Annotated in this window: 18 protein-coding genes and 2 pseudogenes; 13 read left to right on the top strand and 7 right to left on the bottom strand. The window is 70.1% G+C overall.

Translation table 11 applies throughout. The features are described 5' to 3' along the window. The first annotated feature begins 2 nt into the window (after window positions 1-2). The 7 genes from ACH4RG_RS07680 to ACH4RG_RS07650 all read left to right on the top strand — a co-directional run bounded on the left by ACH4RG_RS07680 (window position 3) and on the right by ACH4RG_RS07650 (window position 6,577). Complete coding sequence (locus ACH4RG_RS07680) at window positions 3-974, top strand: carbohydrate ABC transporter permease (protein WP_398161286.1); 972 nt, start codon at window positions 3-5, stop codon at window positions 972-974. Then, the gene (locus tag ACH4RG_RS07675; RefSeq protein WP_397929090.1) at window positions 971-1,864 is read left to right on the top strand and encodes a carbohydrate ABC transporter permease; all 894 of its coding nucleotides are present in this window, start codon (window positions 971-973) and stop codon (window positions 1,862-1,864) included. The genes ACH4RG_RS07680 and ACH4RG_RS07675 overlap by 4 nt, the downstream gene beginning before the upstream one ends. 93 nt (window positions 1,865-1,957) lie before the next feature. Beyond that, entirely contained in the window at window positions 1,958-3,178 is a 1,221-nt protein-coding gene (locus ACH4RG_RS07670; RefSeq protein ID WP_397921725.1) for a glycoside hydrolase family 1 protein, read from the top strand. A gap of 266 nt (window positions 3,179-3,444) precedes the next feature. Continuing rightward, window positions 3,445-4,905, top strand: coding sequence for a glucoamylase family protein (locus ACH4RG_RS07665; RefSeq protein WP_398539246.1), 1,461 nt, complete (start codon window positions 3,445-3,447; stop codon window positions 4,903-4,905). A 536-nt stretch (window positions 4,906-5,441) separates the two neighbouring features. Further along, window positions 5,442-5,657 carry a hypothetical protein gene (locus tag ACH4RG_RS07660; protein ID WP_397920511.1) on the top strand — a complete coding sequence of 72 codons (216 nt, stop codon included), beginning with the start codon at window positions 5,442-5,444 and terminating at the stop codon, window positions 5,655-5,657. Window positions 5,658-5,700: 43 nt separating this feature from the next. Beyond that, the gene (locus tag ACH4RG_RS07655) at window positions 5,701-5,898 is read left to right on the top strand and encodes a hypothetical protein (RefSeq protein WP_397920509.1); all 198 of its coding nucleotides are present in this window, start codon (window positions 5,701-5,703) and stop codon (window positions 5,896-5,898) included. A 202-nt stretch (window positions 5,899-6,100) separates the two neighbouring features. Further along, window positions 6,101-6,577 (top strand): DUF6281 family protein, encoded by a 477-nt coding sequence (locus ACH4RG_RS07650; protein ID WP_398539245.1) that lies wholly within the window; start codon window positions 6,101-6,103, stop codon window positions 6,575-6,577. A 234-nt stretch (window positions 6,578-6,811) separates the two neighbouring features. Here ACH4RG_RS07650 and ACH4RG_RS07645 read toward each other — a convergent pair whose 3' ends face one another. From ACH4RG_RS07645 to ACH4RG_RS07630, 4 genes are read right to left on the bottom strand one after another with little or no spacing between them, the layout of a single operon-like run. After that, complete coding sequence (locus ACH4RG_RS07645; RefSeq protein WP_397929950.1) at window positions 6,812-7,195, bottom strand: hypothetical protein; 384 nt, start codon at window positions 7,193-7,195, stop codon at window positions 6,812-6,814. 22 nt (window positions 7,196-7,217) lie between these two features. Further along, window positions 7,218-7,691 carry a hypothetical protein gene (locus ACH4RG_RS07640; RefSeq protein ID WP_397929948.1) on the bottom strand — a complete coding sequence of 158 codons (474 nt, stop codon included), beginning with the start codon at window positions 7,689-7,691 and terminating at the stop codon, window positions 7,218-7,220. 4 nt (window positions 7,692-7,695) lie between these two features. Then, the gene (locus ACH4RG_RS07635; protein ID WP_397920501.1) at window positions 7,696-8,124 is read right to left on the bottom strand and encodes a hypothetical protein; all 429 of its coding nucleotides are present in this window, start codon (window positions 8,122-8,124) and stop codon (window positions 7,696-7,698) included. 43 nt (window positions 8,125-8,167) lie between these two features. Further along, window positions 8,168-8,428: a hypothetical protein gene (locus ACH4RG_RS07630; protein ID WP_397920499.1), complete on the bottom strand. Its 261-nt coding sequence runs from the start codon at window positions 8,426-8,428 to the stop codon at window positions 8,168-8,170. Between the two features lie 93 nt (window positions 8,429-8,521). Here ACH4RG_RS07630 and ACH4RG_RS07625 point away from each other — a divergent pair, with 93 nt between their 5' ends. The 5 genes and pseudogenes from ACH4RG_RS07625 (at window position 8,522) to ACH4RG_RS07605 (ending at window position 12,061) form a co-directional block, all read left to right on the top strand. Beyond that, window positions 8,522-9,361 (top strand): DUF5753 domain-containing protein, encoded by an 840-nt coding sequence (locus ACH4RG_RS07625; protein WP_398539244.1) that lies wholly within the window; start codon window positions 8,522-8,524, stop codon window positions 9,359-9,361. Continuing rightward, window positions 9,358-9,573, top strand: a complete 216-nt coding sequence (locus ACH4RG_RS07620; protein WP_397920495.1) for a DUF397 domain-containing protein — start codon at window positions 9,358-9,360, stop codon at window positions 9,571-9,573. Before ACH4RG_RS07625 ends, ACH4RG_RS07620 begins: the two co-directional genes overlap by 4 nt. Window positions 9,574-9,712: 139 nt before the next feature. Continuing rightward, window positions 9,713-10,621, top strand: a complete 909-nt coding sequence (locus tag ACH4RG_RS07615; protein ID WP_397920493.1) for an alpha/beta fold hydrolase — start codon at window positions 9,713-9,715, stop codon at window positions 10,619-10,621. Between the two features lie 59 nt (window positions 10,622-10,680). Next, window positions 10,681-11,271, top strand: a pseudogene (locus tag ACH4RG_RS07610) (hypothetical protein). A gap of 118 nt (window positions 11,272-11,389) precedes the next feature. Next, complete coding sequence (locus ACH4RG_RS07605) at window positions 11,390-12,061, top strand: class I SAM-dependent methyltransferase (protein ID WP_397929938.1); 672 nt, start codon at window positions 11,390-11,392, stop codon at window positions 12,059-12,061. Between the two features lie 223 nt (window positions 12,062-12,284). Here ACH4RG_RS07605 and ACH4RG_RS07600 read toward each other — a convergent pair. Beyond that, a pseudogene (locus tag ACH4RG_RS07600) lies at window positions 12,285-12,743 on the bottom strand (hypothetical protein); the annotation flags it as partial. A 74-nt stretch (window positions 12,744-12,817) separates the two neighbouring features. Then, complete coding sequence (locus tag ACH4RG_RS07595; protein ID WP_397920489.1) at window positions 12,818-13,720, bottom strand: MerR family DNA-binding transcriptional regulator; 903 nt, start codon at window positions 13,718-13,720, stop codon at window positions 12,818-12,820. A 274-nt stretch (window positions 13,721-13,994) separates the two neighbouring features. Between ACH4RG_RS07595 and fabG the strand changes: the two genes are divergently transcribed. Beyond that, the gene (gene fabG, locus ACH4RG_RS07590; protein ID WP_361874446.1) at window positions 13,995-14,786 is read left to right on the top strand and encodes a 3-oxoacyl-ACP reductase FabG; all 792 of its coding nucleotides are present in this window, start codon (window positions 13,995-13,997) and stop codon (window positions 14,784-14,786) included. Window positions 14,787-14,821: 35 nt separating this feature from the next. Here the strand turns inward: fabG and ACH4RG_RS07585 are convergent, their stop codons facing one another. Continuing rightward, a complete protein-coding gene (locus ACH4RG_RS07585; protein WP_397920485.1) occupies window positions 14,822-15,349 on the bottom strand; it encodes a cupin domain-containing protein in 528 nt (175 codons plus the stop codon). Window positions 15,350-15,461 lie beyond the last annotated feature (112 nt).

The raw sequence follows: 15,461 nt of genomic DNA, 5'->3' as shown, positions 1-15,461 counted from the left end.
CCATGAGCACCACGACCGAGAAGGCCCGAGGGCCACGGAAGGCCGGGGTCGCACCGTCCCCGGCCACCGGGGGCAGCCGGGGACGCAAGCCGTCGATGGGCGTGCAGAACGCGGCGGGCTGGCTGTTCTCCACCCCGTTCCTCGTCCTGTTCACCGTCTTCATGGCGTTCCCGATCCTCGCCACGCTGGTGATGAGCTTCACGGACTTCGGGCTGCGCAACGTGACGCGCCCGTGGGAAGCGAACTTCATCGGGTTCGAGAACTACGTCAACCTCTTCGGCGACGAGAAGTTCCTCAAGTCCCTCTTCAACACGGGGTACTTCGTCGTCGTCGGCGTACCGCTGACCATCGGCGTCGGCCTGGTCGTCGCCGTTCTGCTGAACAACGGCATCGACCGGGCGCGGACCTTCTTCCGGGTCGGCTTCTACGCCCCGGTGGTCACCACCATCGTCGCGGTGGCCGTCGTCTGGCGGTTCGTCCTCGACCCGAGCGACGGGCTGATCGCGGGCCTCTTCTCCGAAGTGGGCTGGACGGCACCGGACTTCCTCGGCTCCGAGACGCTGGCGATGCCGTCGCTGATCGTCATGGCGGTCTGGCGGAACGTCGGCACGGTGATGGTGCTGTTCATCGCGGGCCTCCAGGCGATCCCCACCGAGGTGCGGGAGGCCGCGAAGCTCGACGGCGCGAGCGTCTGGCAGGAGTTCCGGGGCATCACGGTCCCGCTCCTGCGTCCGACCCTCCTCTACGCCACGGTGATCACGACGATCGGCTATCTCAACGTGTTCGAGGAGCCGTTCGTGATGACCCAGGGCGGCCCGTCCGACTCGACCCTCACGGTCTCGCTGAACATGTACCGCGAAGGGTTCAACTTCTTCCACATGGGCTACGCGAGCGCCATGGCGTACGTCCTCTTCGTGGTGATCATGGGCATCACGGTGCTCCAGCTCCGACTGCTGAAGGACAACACGAAATGAGTGCCAACAGCAGCAACGCGGCGGTCGAGCCCCTGAAGAACACCGCCGGGAAGCGGCCTGCCGGAAAGCGGAACGTCTCCCGCCCTCTGGTCTACGTCCTGCTCTCGCTCGGCCTGCTGGTCATGTCGGCGCCCTTCCTCTGGATGGGTCTCTCCGCCTTCAAGACGCAGAGCGAGCTGTCGGCCAGCCCGCCGGTGTGGATCCCCACCGAGTGGACCCTGGAGAACTTCCGGCAGCTGCTCGACAAGCTGGACCTGCCGCTGTACTTCATGAACTCGGTGATCGTGGCGGTCCTGGTGACCGTCTCGAACCTGGTCTTCTGCTCGATGCTCGGCTACGCCCTGGCCAAGCTGAACTTCGTCGGCCGCAACAAGGTCTTCGGCCTGGTGCTCGGCGCGCTGATGGTGCCCGGCAACCTGATGCTGCTGCCGCTGTTCGTGCTGATGAGCAAGCTCCAGCTGATCGACAGTTACGCGGGCCTGGTGCTGCCGTTCGCCGCCGGGGCCTTCGGGGTCTTCCTGATGCGCCAGTTCATGCAGTCGATCCCGGACGAGCTGCTGGAAGCGGCCCGGATGGACGGCGCGAGCGAGTGGTACATCTTCTGGCGGATCGTGATGCCGCTGGTGAAGCCCGCCCTCGCGACCCTGTCGATCTTCACGTTCCTGGGTTCCTGGAACAACTTCGTCTGGCCGCTGATCGCGACCAACGACCCCGACAAGTACACCCTCCCGGTGGCCCTGGCCACCTTCGCCACCGACCCCAACAAGGCCGGCGGCTCCAACGGGATGCTGATGGCCGGGGCCTTCCTGATCGTGCTGCCGGTGCTGGTCGTCTTCATCGCGCTGCAACGGCACTTCACGCAGGGCATCGCCACGGCGGGCATGAAGTAACGCGTCCGCCCGGGCACTTCACGTAACTGGCCGCACCCCACCCCGTAACCGAGCGCGGCCACACCCCTCACCACCACAGAAAGACATGTCGCGATGACCCACACCCCTGCTTCGGACCAGAAGACACCCGTCCCGTTCCCCGAGGGCTTCCTCTGGGGCGCGTCCACGGCCGCCCACCAGATCGAGGGCAACAACACGGACTGCGACTGGTGGGTCAAGGAGCACGCCGCCGGCACCCACATCGCGGAGCCGAGCCTGGACGCCTGCGACAGCTACCACCGCTGGCCCGAGGACATGGACCTGCTGGCCTCGCTCGGCTTCACCGACTACCGCTTCTCCATCGAGTGGGCCCGCATCGAGCCGGTCGAAGGTCACTTCTCCCGTGCCCAGCTCGCCCACTACCGGCGGATGGTGGAGGGAGCGATCGAGCGCGGCCTGCGCCCGATGGTGACCCTGCACCACTTCACCGTCCCGCAGTGGTTCGAGGCGCGCGGCGGCTGGACGGCCGAGGGTGCGGTGGAGCTGTTCGCGCGGTACGTGGCGGCCTGCGCCCCCGTCATCTCCGAGGGCGTCAGCCACGTCTGCACGATCAACGAGCCGAACATGATCGCCGTCATGGCGGGCCAGGCCAAGCGCGGCGACAACAGCTTCCCGCCCGCCGGCCTGCCCACCCCCGACGACGAGACGACCGCGGCCGTCATCGCCGCCCACCACGCGGCCGTCAAGGAGGTCCGGGCCCTGGACGCGGGCATCCAGGTCGGCTGGACCATCGCCAACCAGGTCTACCAGGCCCTCCCCGGCGCGGAGGACGTCACCGCCGCCTACCGCCACCCGCGCGAGGACGTCTTCATCGAGGCGGCGCGCGGCGACGACTGGATCGGCGTGCAGTCCTACACCCGTACGCGGATCGGCCCCGACGGACCGATCCCGGCGGCCGACGACGTCGAGCGGACGCTGACGACGTGGGAGTACTACCCGACGGCGGTCGGCGAGGCGCTGCGCCACACGGCCGAGGTGGTGGGCGACGTCCCGCTGATCGTCACGGAGAACGGCATCGCCACCGACGACGACAGCCGCCGCGCCGACTACTACGCGGGCGCGCTGGACGAGGTCGCCGCCGCGCTGGCCGACGGCATCGACATCCGGGGCTACCTGGCGTGGAGCGCCCTGGACAACTACGAATGGGGCACCTACAAGGCCACGTTCGGCCTGATCGCCATCGACTGGGAGACCTTCGAGCGCACCCCGCGCGACTCGGCGAAGTGGCTGGGCTCGCTCGGCCGCACCCGCGAACTCCCGCGCACGGCAGCCTGATCCACCCCCGGGGCTGCCCCTCCGCACGGGGAGCCACCTGACGGCTCCCTCGGGTGGGCCGGGGGCCGGCGGATCCTGACGACCGCCGGCCCCCGACCCCCCGGCACCAAGCCCCCGCACGCCCGGCGCGACAGCACACGCGCCCGCACAACACCGCACGCCCGGCGCGACCTCCCACGCGCCCGCACGACCTCGCATTCCCCCCGCACGGCCGAGCACCACGACTTGCCCCTCCCCTCCCCCTTCTGCCACCAGGAGCCGGAACGATGGACCGTCGCACGTTTCTCACCGCCGCAGGGACCGGGGCCGCGGCCCTGTCGCTCGGAGCCGTAACCGCCCCGGCGGCTGTCGCCGCCCCCGCCGACCCACGCCTCCTGCAGACCTGGTTCCGCGACACGTACCGCTCGATCGAGGCGATGACGACCGACTTCGGCCTCGTCACCGACAAGATCGACCTCAGCGGCCCCGGCGCCCCCGCCCAGTCCGCCCAGACCTCGCCGACCAACATCGGCTGCGGCCTGTGGTCGACGGTCGCGGCCGCGGGCCTCGGCGTGATCGGCGAAGGCGCGATGCTCCGGGCCCTGACCCGTACCGTCGCCGCCGTCGAGACGTTGGAACGCCACCACGGCTTCTGGCTCAACTGGTACGACGCGCACGACGGTTCGGTGCTCACCCGGTGGCCGGGCACCGGCGACCCGGTCCGCCCGTTCCTGTCCTCCGTCGACAACGCCTGGCTGGTGACGGGCCTGCGGATAGCCGCCGACGCGGCCCCGGAGCTACGCCCCCGCATCCACCGCGTCCTGGCCACGGCCGACTGGTCCTACTTCTACACCCCGTACGACCCGGCCGACCCGGTCGCGGGCCCCGGCCAGCTGCGCGGCGGCGTCTGGACCGACACGGACGAGCCGACCCCGCACCACTACGGGGCGCTCAACACCGAGCCCCGCATGGCCAGTTACCTCGGCATCGCGGACGGCTCCCTCCCCGGCGACCACTACTGGCACCTGTTGCGGACGATGCTGCCGGAGCACGAGCAGGAGCAGAAGCCGGGCGGCGGGTACGTCACGGTCGACGGCGTACGCGTCTGGAACGGCCACTACACCCACCGCGGCCGCAAGGTGGTCCCCAGCTGGGGCGGTTCGATGTTCGAGGCGCTGATGGTGCCGCTGTTCGTACCTGAGCGGCAGTGGTCGCCGCGCGCGTGGGGCGTGACCCACCACCGCTACGTACGCGGCCAGATCGACCACGGGCTGCGGGAGGCGGAGTACGGCTACTGGGGTTTCTCCCCCTCCAACGTCCCCGAGGACGGCTACCAGGAGTACGGGGTCGACGCGCTCGGCATGGCGGTCGACGGCTACGCCTCCAACACCGACCGCACGCACACCACGGACGGCGAACCCCTGCCGCCGCCCTCGGCGTTCAGCAACGGCGTCGTCACCCCGCACGCCTCCTTCCTGGCCCTGCCGTACGCGGGCCGGGAGGCGGTGGCCAACCTGCGGGCGCTGGCACGGGACTTCGGCGCGTACGGGGACGGGCTCGGCTTCCGGGACTCGGTGAACGTGTCCACGGGCCGGGTCAGCGACTTCATGCTCGCCCTGGACCAGGGAATGATCGTCGCGGCCCTCGCCCAGGAGCTGCGGCCGGGGCTGCTGCAACGCCCGTTCCGGACGGGTGGCTTCCGGAGCCGGGTACGGCCGCTGCTGGAGCGGGAGCGGTTCTCGATCTGAGGTTGTGGCCGGTCTGTCCTTCGTGCGGAGGACAGACCGGATGACGGCAGTCGGCCGGACGGGCTACCGCGCCACGGGGGCCGGCTGCCGGTGCGCGGGGCCCCGAGCGATGCGCTGTTCGACCCGCACCCGGCAGTCGGGTCCACCTGCGCGTACGGGGCCATCCTTCCGGCAGCCGCACGGCCGAGCTGGAGGTCGACGTACTCCTCGGCCTCCGCTGTGGTGGGCACCCAGGTGAACCGGTACGAACTCCGGTCCTCCTCGGCCGCCTCGGCCAGGCCCGCCGCGTGCCGCCGCCCCAGCGGCTCCAGGCGCACGCGTGTGCCCTCCAGAACCGGTCCTTCCAGCGTGAAACTCATCGATCGCCCACCCTGTGCCGTCACAAGTCGCGCCTGTCCGGGGCGGAAGGCCCCAGGCGGCAGAGTGGCAGGGTCGTCGCGTCGTGTCGCGCGAAATTCGCGTCCACGGGCCTTCTGCGGGGGCGGAGTGGACGTGGGATTCACCCGCGAACCCGGGGGCAGACGAGGGGAATGAAGATGTCGGAGCCGCACGTCGGATGGACGATGGAGCAACGCGCCGTCGTCAAGCGGTATGTCCAGTTCGCCGCCGCATTCGCCGCCGCAGGTGTCGCCCTTTCTGTTTTCCTGATCGCTTCCGGAAACGGCGGAGGGTGGGGGCTGCTGGCGATCATCGGATGCGTTTCCGTCATCGGCTGCTTCTTCATTCAAAGAGGGAAGCGTGGGCGCGCCTGACAGACAGCCAAGTCGGTTCGGACAAAAGGGAAGGGGCCGCCGCATGACCAACGAGAAGGCAACAATAAGTAAGGTCTTCGGGATCCTGATACTCGCCATGACTGTGGTCATGGTGATATCAGTCGTCGTCATGTTGGCCGATGGCGCGAAGTTCGTTCCGGTGATGGCAGCGCCAGTAGTTTCTCTGGGCGTCGGAGTTCTGATGTACAGGTCCGGAAAGAAATCCGCACAGAGCTCGTAACATGCTCTTGCTGAGGTGTCCTGGTCTGGCGGGACCGGTGTGACGATCTGGCCGGTCATGGTGTGGGGCGACTCGGCCATGGATCGTGGACGCCGACGTGTGGCTCTCATCGTGCCGTTGGAGAACGAGCGAACCGTTCGCGGCCTTGTGCCGTCGAAGGCTCGGCAGGCCGCAGGTAGCGGCAGCTGAGGGAGGTCGGTTCATGACGGGCAAGCAGATGGGCAGTCGGACGGCGCGCGGCAGGTTCGCGCGGTCGGTGAGTGTGCGGGCGACGCTCGCGGCGGCGGCCCTGATCATGCCCACGTCCTGTGCTGGGGCGGGTACCACGCAGGGGAGTGCGGGCAGTTCCTGCGCGGCCCTGCTCGAGTACGAGGGTCACACCTATCTCGGCCACGCGCTCTATCCCCATGAAGAAGACGACGGCAACGGGGTCAGGGCGGGCAGACCGCTGGGCGCAGGTACCGTCCCCGGATGTAACGACACTCCCAACGAGGGTGAGCAGGAAGCGACTTCGGAGCGGGTAACCGTGTACGCGATCGAGGGTGTGGATCCTGTCTACGCCGTGACCGTGGATCATCCGGCGGGCGGAACCCTCTACATCGAGCAGGCATCGAAGAAGACGCTGCCGGAGCTACGGAAACTGATCGAGGCCCAGGAACTGGACGCGGCCACCGAGTGAGGCGCCGTCCAACGCCTGGGACGTCAAGAAGGTGAACCTGGACATCCCGGAGGGCAGAACGGTGACGATCACCATCTACGACGACAAGGCGATGAAGAAGAGGGTCGGCCGGATAACCGGCCGAGCCTGACACCGAAGCCGGCCCTGCTTCCCGACCCGGCGACGGCCTCGGCCCCACGGCCCGGGCCGTCGCCGCAGGAACCTCCATCCGAGGTGACTCACGATGACGTCTCATCACGCGCCGCCGCGCCACCGCGCGAGATGCGGGAACTCCTGAGCGAGGACCGCGTCCACCGCCGCGAGCGTCGGATCGACGATGTCCCAGTCGTGGGCGGCGGGGTGGTCGGCGAACAGCCCGCACGCGTCCTCGTCCCGGGGATCGATCGCCCCGCACCAGGCCAGCTCCGACAGAGCCGCCCGCTCGCCACTCCAGCGGGCCCAGACGGCGGTGCGGTTCGCGTCGTCGTCCCACAGCGCCATCGCGTGGTCGTCGCCTTCGTGGTCGGCGGCCAGCTCGCAGAGAAGGTGGCCGGCCTCCGGGCGGCTGCCGCCCGGAGCGGCGAACCGGATCAGGAACTCCGGGGGCGGCAGCAGGGCCACGGCGGTGCACTGGTTCATGGGGTGGAACCTCCGGTCGCCGTCACGGCGCGTCGGTGTCGGGTACGTCGGTGGCATCGGGCGCGCAGGGAGCGTCGTCCTCGGAGACGAGTCGCCGGACCTCGCTGTGGACGTGCTCGGCGATGAGGTCGCCGAGCGGGTCGGTCACGGAGAAGGAGTGCGGCCCGGCATGGTGGTCGAAGTACGCGCATGTGGTGACCGTGCGGGTCGCCAGTTCGCGCAGTACGGCGGGGCACAGCCGCAGCGTGTCGAGCCGGTGCACACGGTGGGCGCCGGTCCCCGACCAGAGGAACCACAGGTCCCGATCGTCCGGCACGTCCGCCGCCCACAGGTGCGCGGCGTGCTCGGCCGACTCGTCGTGGTCGGCCAGTTCGCAGAGCAGGAAGTCGTCCTGGTCGAGGACGTCTGGTGGGTGCACGGGCCCGCCCTCCATGGTGGCGAGCGCCAGCAGCGCTTCGGCGTACGGGACCTGGGTCACGGCGGTGCATTGCAGCACGGGCTCAGACCCCTTCCGTACGGGGCGGATACGGGTGGTTCGCCGAGGCTGCCGCCGCCCACCCGCACAGTTCCACGGGCCACCCGCCGAGGGTGACGCGCAGCCCGACGAAGGGGTCGACCACGGTGAGCAGGGCGGGGAGTCCGGAGGCCAGCGTGCTCATGGCGTGGTCCTGGCTGCCGTGGTCGCCCGCCCACGCCCGGAGCGCCTCGGGGGCGTCGGAGCCGTGGAAGGTGACCGGCCGGACGTCTCCGGCAGCGAGCCACGGGGCGGCCCGGGCCGGGTCGCGCCCGTGTCCGTCCGCCAGCCGCAGGGCTTGCCGCCGGAGCCAGCGCAGAACGAGCCGGCGGTTCGGCAGGGCGACTCCGCCGAGCGGGAGAGCCCGGCCGCCGGCCGTGGCCGTGACGGCGGCGACGTAGTCCAGGTTCCTCACGCGCCACGCTCCATGCCACCACGAACCGCAGCAGTCGCCGCCGTCACAGCACTTCTCCCCGGCTGCGGGCGTTGAGCCGCGCGGTACGGGCCCGAAGCTGCTCCATGAGCAACGCGGGCCGTACGTAGCGCGGTTCGACTTCCCACTCGCGCCCACCGCCGACCGGCCGGAGGGACCAGTACGGACCGGCGACGCCCTGGAACTCCCCCACGCGGTCACCGCGACTGGTGTCCGCGAGGAGGGTCCCGGGGGCCGGGACGTGTGGGGATCGCTCCGTATTCGAGCTGACGTTCTCGCCGTACACCGATCGCTCCTCTCTGTAGTCGAATGACTACCGGGGCGACTCAGCGTGGCCTAGCGTGGAGACGTCTTCAACGTTTCGAATCTGGGGGATACGTTGGTCAACCGCAAGGATGTGAACCCTGACGGGGGCCCCGAGGCGGCCTACGGAGCACGTCTGCGTAGGGAGCGCGAAGCACGGGGCTGGAAACAGGACGACCTCGGCGCGCGCATCGGCTACACGGGGCGGCACGTTTCCGGCGTGGAATTGTGCCACAAGTCCCCAACTCGCAAGTTCTCGATCGCCGTTGACGTGGCGATGAGCTACACGGGGACCGCTGATTCGTTCGAGCGCGAGTGGCGCAAGATCAAGCACGGGGTGCTGTTGCAGGGCTTCCCGGAGTACGTGACGTTGGAGGGCCGGGCCGCGGAGATCAGGCTGTTCGAGGTGGGCGTCATTCCGGGGCTGCTCCAGACCCGGGAGTACGCGGAGGCGCTGGCGCGCGGGGCGGTCGACCGGGGCGTCATGACCCCCGAACAGGCGGATCAGCGCGTCTCGCTACTCATGGAACGCCAGGGCGCCCTGTTACGTACCGTGCCGCCGATGCTGATCGCGGTGCTGGACGAGAGCTGCATCCGCCGGCCGATCGGCAGTCCTGCCGTGATGGACGCCCAGTTGCAGTACCTGGCCGACTTCGCCGCGCAGTCCCACACCATGCTGCAGATCGCCCCTTTCCGCATTGGCGAGCAGCGGCCCTTCGATCGACTGGTGAATCTGCTGACGCTCCAGGACCGGTCCGTGGTCTCCTACGTCGAGTCCGAGACGCAGGGCCATCTGGACCGTGAACTCAGCTCTGTCATCCCGATGGTGAGGGCCTACCATCAGTTGCAGGCCGTTTCTCTGTCGCAGACAGATACCGTGGACATGATCCACCAGCGTCGAAAGGGCACCCCGTGACGACCGAATCCACGACCCAGCAGTGGGTCAAGTCCTCCTACAGCAACAGCGGATCGTGCGTCGAGTGGGCCCCGCGTACCGCGTCCGCCACCGGCATCGTCCCCGTACGCGACTCGAAGAACCCGGGCGGCCCGGCCCTGGCCGTCGCCATCGAGGCGTTCACCTCCTTCGTGGCGGGCGTCAAGGCCGGTGGCTTCGACACCCGCGCCTGACCGCCTCCTCCGCTTGGCTACGCCCCACCGTGCCCGCGTGGTGGGGCGTCCCGCTGTCCGGGCAGGCAACCTGCCCCGCGCCGAACTGCTGCCAGAAATGCGGTTGCGCTTGGCGGCTTTCGGTAGAAAGGGTGCGGTGATGATCGGAACGGAGATCGAACTCCCCGTCCTGGACGGCATCCTCTCGGGTGTGGACTTCGGCGGCCGCGGTGAAGGGGTCCTGCTGGTCCACGGCAGCGGACAGAACGCCGCCGCCTGGGCCGATGTGGCGTCCCGGCTGGTGAGCACGTGTCATCCGGTCGCCATCGACCTGCGTGGCCACGGGCAGACCCGGCTCGACTCGACCGGACCCGAGCAGTACTGGCGAGACCTCGGTGGCGTCGTCACCGCGCTGGGCTGGGACCACCCCGTGCTGGTGGGCCATTCCACCGGCGGGTACGCCGTGACGGCCGCCGCCGCCAGTGGCCTCGTGGAACCGTCCGCCCTCTGCATCGTGGACGGCGTGGTGCTCGATGACCGTAACGCGTCACTCGCCGAGCATGCCGCCGCGCGGACCACCGAGGCGGCGGACCGTTTGCGGGCGATGTTCCGCTACGGCTGGGAAGCGGACGACGACCAGATGCGCGCTTATGTCGCGCAGTGCGTGCGGGAGGCCGGAGGGGACTGGCTCAACGCCGGAGCACGGCACGAACTCGTCGAGGAGGTCACGCGGCGCTCTTTCCTGCGCCGCGGCCACCGGTGGGTACGGCGGCCGGCCATCGAGGAGATCGCGACCGTCACCGCCGTGGAGCCCGACGCGGAAGTCTTCCCGAGCATCGAGGTGTACGACCGCCTCAGCTGTCCGACGACGATCGTGCTGGCCGAGGATGGCTTCTACGCCTCGCGGCGCGACGAGGTGCGTGCCGTCGTCGACGCCGTCCCCGGCCGCCGGCTGACCGACATCAGCTCGAACCACAACATCCCCATGGCCCGGCCCGCCGACCTCGCCGCGATCATTCTCGACCTGCTGCCGGACCGAGCTGCGGCATCGTCCGGAAACGTCGATTGATCCCCACCCCATCCCCCCATCCCCGCCCCATCCCCGCCCCGCCCCTCCAAGGAGTTGTCGTGGCCGTGAGCGAGATGTCCGTGGCAGACAAGGGCGCTGGTCCGTACGGCATCACAACCGGACCTGACGGCGCACTGTGGCTGACCTTCGCGCACAGCGGCCGCATCGCCCGCCTCACCCTCGACGGCGAACTCACCGAGTACCCCCTGGAATCGCCCGAGTGTCGCCCTACGGTCATCACCCCCGGGCCCGACGGAGCACTGTGGTTCACCCGGTCCCAGGACCACCGGAATCCACCCGCTCCCCACCCCGAGCGCCGCACCCGTGGGTATCACCGGCGACGGCACGGCCTTGTGGTTCGTCGAGATCGCGGCAGGCCAGATCGGCAGGATCTCGGTGGACGGCACGGTCGAGGAGTTCCCGCTCCCCGACCGCACGGCAAGACCCCACGCCATCGTCGCGGCCTCCACCGGAGACTGCTGGTTCACCGCATGGGGGACCAACGCATTGGCCACATCAGCGGTACCGGCGAGATCGCCGAGTACACCGTGCCGTCACCGTCGTCCGAGCCGCACGGCATCGCCCTGGGTCCCGACAGCGCTCTGTGGGCGGCCCTCGAAACGGGAGGGGTCGCGCGGCTTGAACCGTAGCCCCACGACGAAGGACCTCCTGACGTCTACCGACGCCCCGGGTCGGCCGGTGCCCGGCCGAGCGGTTGACGCCCCTCCCCCACCACGGGCGACGGCTCGGCTCTGATGGACTCACGTCATGACGGCCGTACTCCCCCGCCTCCTGCGCGCACTCGACCGGTTCCACGCCACCCACCCGTGGGATCACAACGCCCACTACCACCGGTGGATCCTGCGCCGGCTCCCCGGACGTTTCGCCGGCGCCCTGGACGTCGGATCAGGCAGTGGTGACCTCGCCAGGCTGCTGGCCTCCCGGGCCGAAGCGGTGCAGGGCATCGACGCCGACCCCGCCGTCGTCGAACGCGCGCGGGAACGCACCGCTCCCGGGGTTCCGGTGACCTTCTCCGTCGGGGACGCACTGGAGGACGTACCGGCCGGCCTCTATGACGTCATCACCTGTGTCGCCACCCTCCACCACATGCCGTTGACCGACGCACTCACCCGCTTCCGCGAGCGCCTGGCTCCCGGGGGCACTCTGATCGTCGTCGGCCTCTACCGCCCACACTCCCCGAGCGACTACTTGATCGACGCCGTGGCCGTACCGTCGAACATCGCCATGGCCTGGATCAAGAACAAGGGGCGCAGAACACCCCGACCCGTCGCCATGACCGCACCGACCCGACCGGCGACCACGGCCTTCCCGGACATCGTTCGCGAGGCCCGCCGCGTGCTGCCCGGCGCGCGGCTGCGTCGGCGGCTGTTCTGGCGGTACACCCTGGTCTGGAATCAGCGCCTGCCTCTCACGGATTGAGCCGCCCCCGGGCTCCTCGCCATCCTCGCCGAGAAGTGGCTGTGGGCCGCACAGAGCGGGCAGGCTCTGTTCCGGTGGCGCATCGGGCACCGTTCGCCCTGTGGGCCGTCGGCCTGACCGAGCGGGCAACAGGACCGGGAGCTGACGGGCGGGGCTGCTGGTGGTCGGCTGGGCGGCCGGGGACGTTCTCTGTATCAGCGGCACGAGTCGCCTGTGCTTGTTCCTATGTGGTGAAAATGGCCGGGGGACGCTGGATCTCCAGGACAACCGCCGTGCCTGCCATGGATCGGTCCTCGTGCATGGTGATCACCTGGCCGGGCCGAAGGTGCTGCCACCGCGAGGGGTCCAGGGGCGCGAGTAGTACCGCGGCGTGTCCCCCGGGCTCCAGCAAGGGCGTGGACTCCACCCAGAGCCGGGCGATGTCGAGAGCGGGTTCGCCGGTCGCGGTTCGGTGGCCGATGTGTCACATCGGTCGCGGGACTCCGGCGCCCGGGATGGGCGTCCGCCGGCGTGCTTCAGCGGCCGGGCGGAGGGTGAGGTCGGCTCGGATGATCCCGTGGCGGGTCTCGTAGCCGCGCCAGTGACACCAGGCCGCACTCTTCTCCAGTCGCAGCTGTTCTGCTGCGGTGGCCAGGGTCTCCCAGAAGCTGAGCGGAAGCCGGTGGAGGTCGCCGAGACGCTGACCCACCAGCCCGTCCCGTGCGGGAATCAGTTCGCGTGCCGTGAACTACCGCGCGTGCGTCGCCTGATGTGCCGCTAGGAACCGGGGGCGTCGTGCGCGGAGAGCTCAACGGCCAGTTCCATACAGCGCAGGCGGGCCGGGGAGAAGTCGTAGGGCATCTTGCCGACGGCGTCCAACACGCTCATGGAGTCGGCCTCCTGCCTGCCGGGGCCGGGGCCGGCCTCGCCCTCTCCCCCGCCGTCATCGGCGGAAGCCGGGTGCGCCGCTTCCCAGGCGTCGAAGAGGGCGTCGTCGTCCTTCTCCAGACCCGACTCCTCGATGGCGGCGTGCAGGGCGGTTTCGAAGGCGTGCCGCTCGGCGGCCACGTGAGCCACCCGTGGGTCATCGACGGCGACGCTGTCGTCCAGTGCCTCCTCCGCTTCGTCGACGCGGTCGGATTCCTCCCGCAGGGTGGGATGCGTGGCCAGGACGACGAAGCGGGTGGCCTGGACAGCCGCGCCGAGCGGGCCGAAGATCCGCTCGGTGACCAGCAGGGTGTCCAGGTCCGCCGGGCGCAGCGAGCCCGCGGGCAGGGTCTTGAGGCGGCCGGTGACGAGGTCGGAGAGCAGGCCCATCCGGCTGCCTTCGGTGCGCATCCGCCGCACGGCGGCCCGCTGCCGCCGCAGCTCCGCCTCCTGCTCGGCGAGGGCTTCCTCCAACCGTTCCAGGATGCCCGCGATGCCTTCTGCGCCGTCCGTACCGGTGGTGAAGGCGTCACGGATGTCGTCCAGGGCGATCCCCGCGCCGGCCGTCCTGCGAATCCACAGCAGGCGGATCATGTCCTCGTAGCCGTACCGGCGGCGGCCGTCGCCGCCCCGCTCGGGCTCCGGGAGCAGGCCGATCTCGTGGTAGTGGCGAATCGCCCGCGGAGTGCTGCCGGCGAAGGCCGCCGCGTCACCGATCTTGATCCGGCGGGGCGGCAGGAAGGACGAGTGCATGAGCGGGGACCTTTTCTCCAGGGACCGGACCGGGGCGTGAGTCCACCGGACCACATGCCGCTACGGAAGGTGCAACCGCAGCCTCCGGTCCGCCTCCGCCTCCCGGTTCCGCCCCCCGTCCCCCGCTTCTCTGTTCTCGGCCGGAACCGGGGCGGTATTCGGCCGGAGTTCACCGATTCGGAACACATCCACCACCAGTGACTTAGCGTGTCGATCATCGCCGGAGTGGCTACGTGGGGTCACGGCGTACGGGCGCGGGGTACGGAGGAGCTTGATGGTGACGGAGACCGACTGGCGACGGCGGTCCGTGGTCGTGACGGGCGCGACGCGGGGCATCGGGCGGGGCATCGCGGAACTGTTCGCCCGTCGTGGCGCCGCTGTCATCGTCACGGGGCGCGACGAGGAGGCCGCCCGCGCGGTGGCGGACGAGCTCGCGCGGGCCACCGGATCCCGGGTCGCCGGTCTGGGCGTGGATCTCCGGGACCCGAGCGCGATCGAGGCGATGGCCGACGAGGCCGAGGCGCGCCACGGGCATGTGGACGTGGTGTGCGCGAACGCCGGGGTCTTCCCCGAGAGGTCCCTGAGGGAGATGACGGCCGCGGATGTGGACGATGTCCTCGCCGTCAACCTGCGGGGCACGATCCTGACGACGAAGGCGTTCCTGCCGGCCATGGAACGCTCGGGACACGGACGCGTGGTGCTCACCTCCTCGATCACCGGGCCGACCACGGGTTACAGCGGGTGGTCCCACTACGGGGCCAGCAAAGCGGGCCAGCTGGGGTTCCTCCGGAGCGCCGCGCTGGAACTGGCCCCGGCGGGCATCACCGTCAACGCCGTCCTGCCCGGAAACGTCCGCACCGAGGGGCTGGGCGATCTGGGCGAGGACTACCTGCGGCGCATGGCCGCCGCGATCCCGGCCGGCCGGCTCGGCGAGACCTCCGACATCGCCCACGCCGTGCTCTTCCTCGCGTCCGACGAAGCCTCGTTCGTCACCGGTCAGACGCTCACCGTCGACGGCGGCCAGACCCTGCCCGAATCGCTGGACTCATTCGTCCCGTTCACCTGACGCCGGCGGCCCGGCAGTGCGACGCTCGTCGTCGCTCAGCCTCCGGCGTGATCCGCCGGCCCCCGCGCGGAGTCCGGGCGGCAGTAACGCTGGATCAGCGCCGCGTGCCGGGGGAAGCGGGCGGTCAGGTCGTCGGGGTCCCCGAGCGTCATGTCCGCGTAGTCGAAGCCGGGGGCCACTGCCTCGCTGATCAGCGCGTGGTCGCCGCCGTCGAGAGAGGTGGCCTTCCACACGCCGCCGGGAACGGCGAGAGTCAGCGCCTGCCCCTGGTGCGGATCCTGGCCGAGGAGCATCGACTCCGCGCGGCCGTCGGGGTGGATCAGGTGGTAGGTGAGGGGAGCACCGGAATGGTGGAAGTGGAGGATGTCCGACCGGTTGAGATGCCAGTACCCGATCGGTGACTCCTCGGTCAGCAGGTAGTGGATGGAGGTGAGCAGGGGCCGTTCGCCTCGCGCGGTCCGCACCGGCGGACGGTGATCCGCCTGGAAGGTACGCCGGAAGTACCCGCCCTCCACATGCGGTTCGAGCCCCAGAGCATCGATCCATTGCTGTGCTGTGAGCACACGGTCCTCCCGAGGGTGACGCGGCCCTGCGAGGGCCGAGGACCTCGCTGGCCGCAGGTCGCCGTGAAGCCCCGCCCACGGTCGATTTATCGCCATACTCCCATCCTGTCAC

The sequence above is a fragment of the Streptomyces sp. NPDC021019 genome (assembly GCF_044333295.1).
Taxonomy (GTDB): domain Bacteria; phylum Actinomycetota; class Actinomycetes; order Streptomycetales; family Streptomycetaceae; genus Streptomyces.
This window is presented reverse-complemented; position numbering and strand designations above follow the sequence as displayed.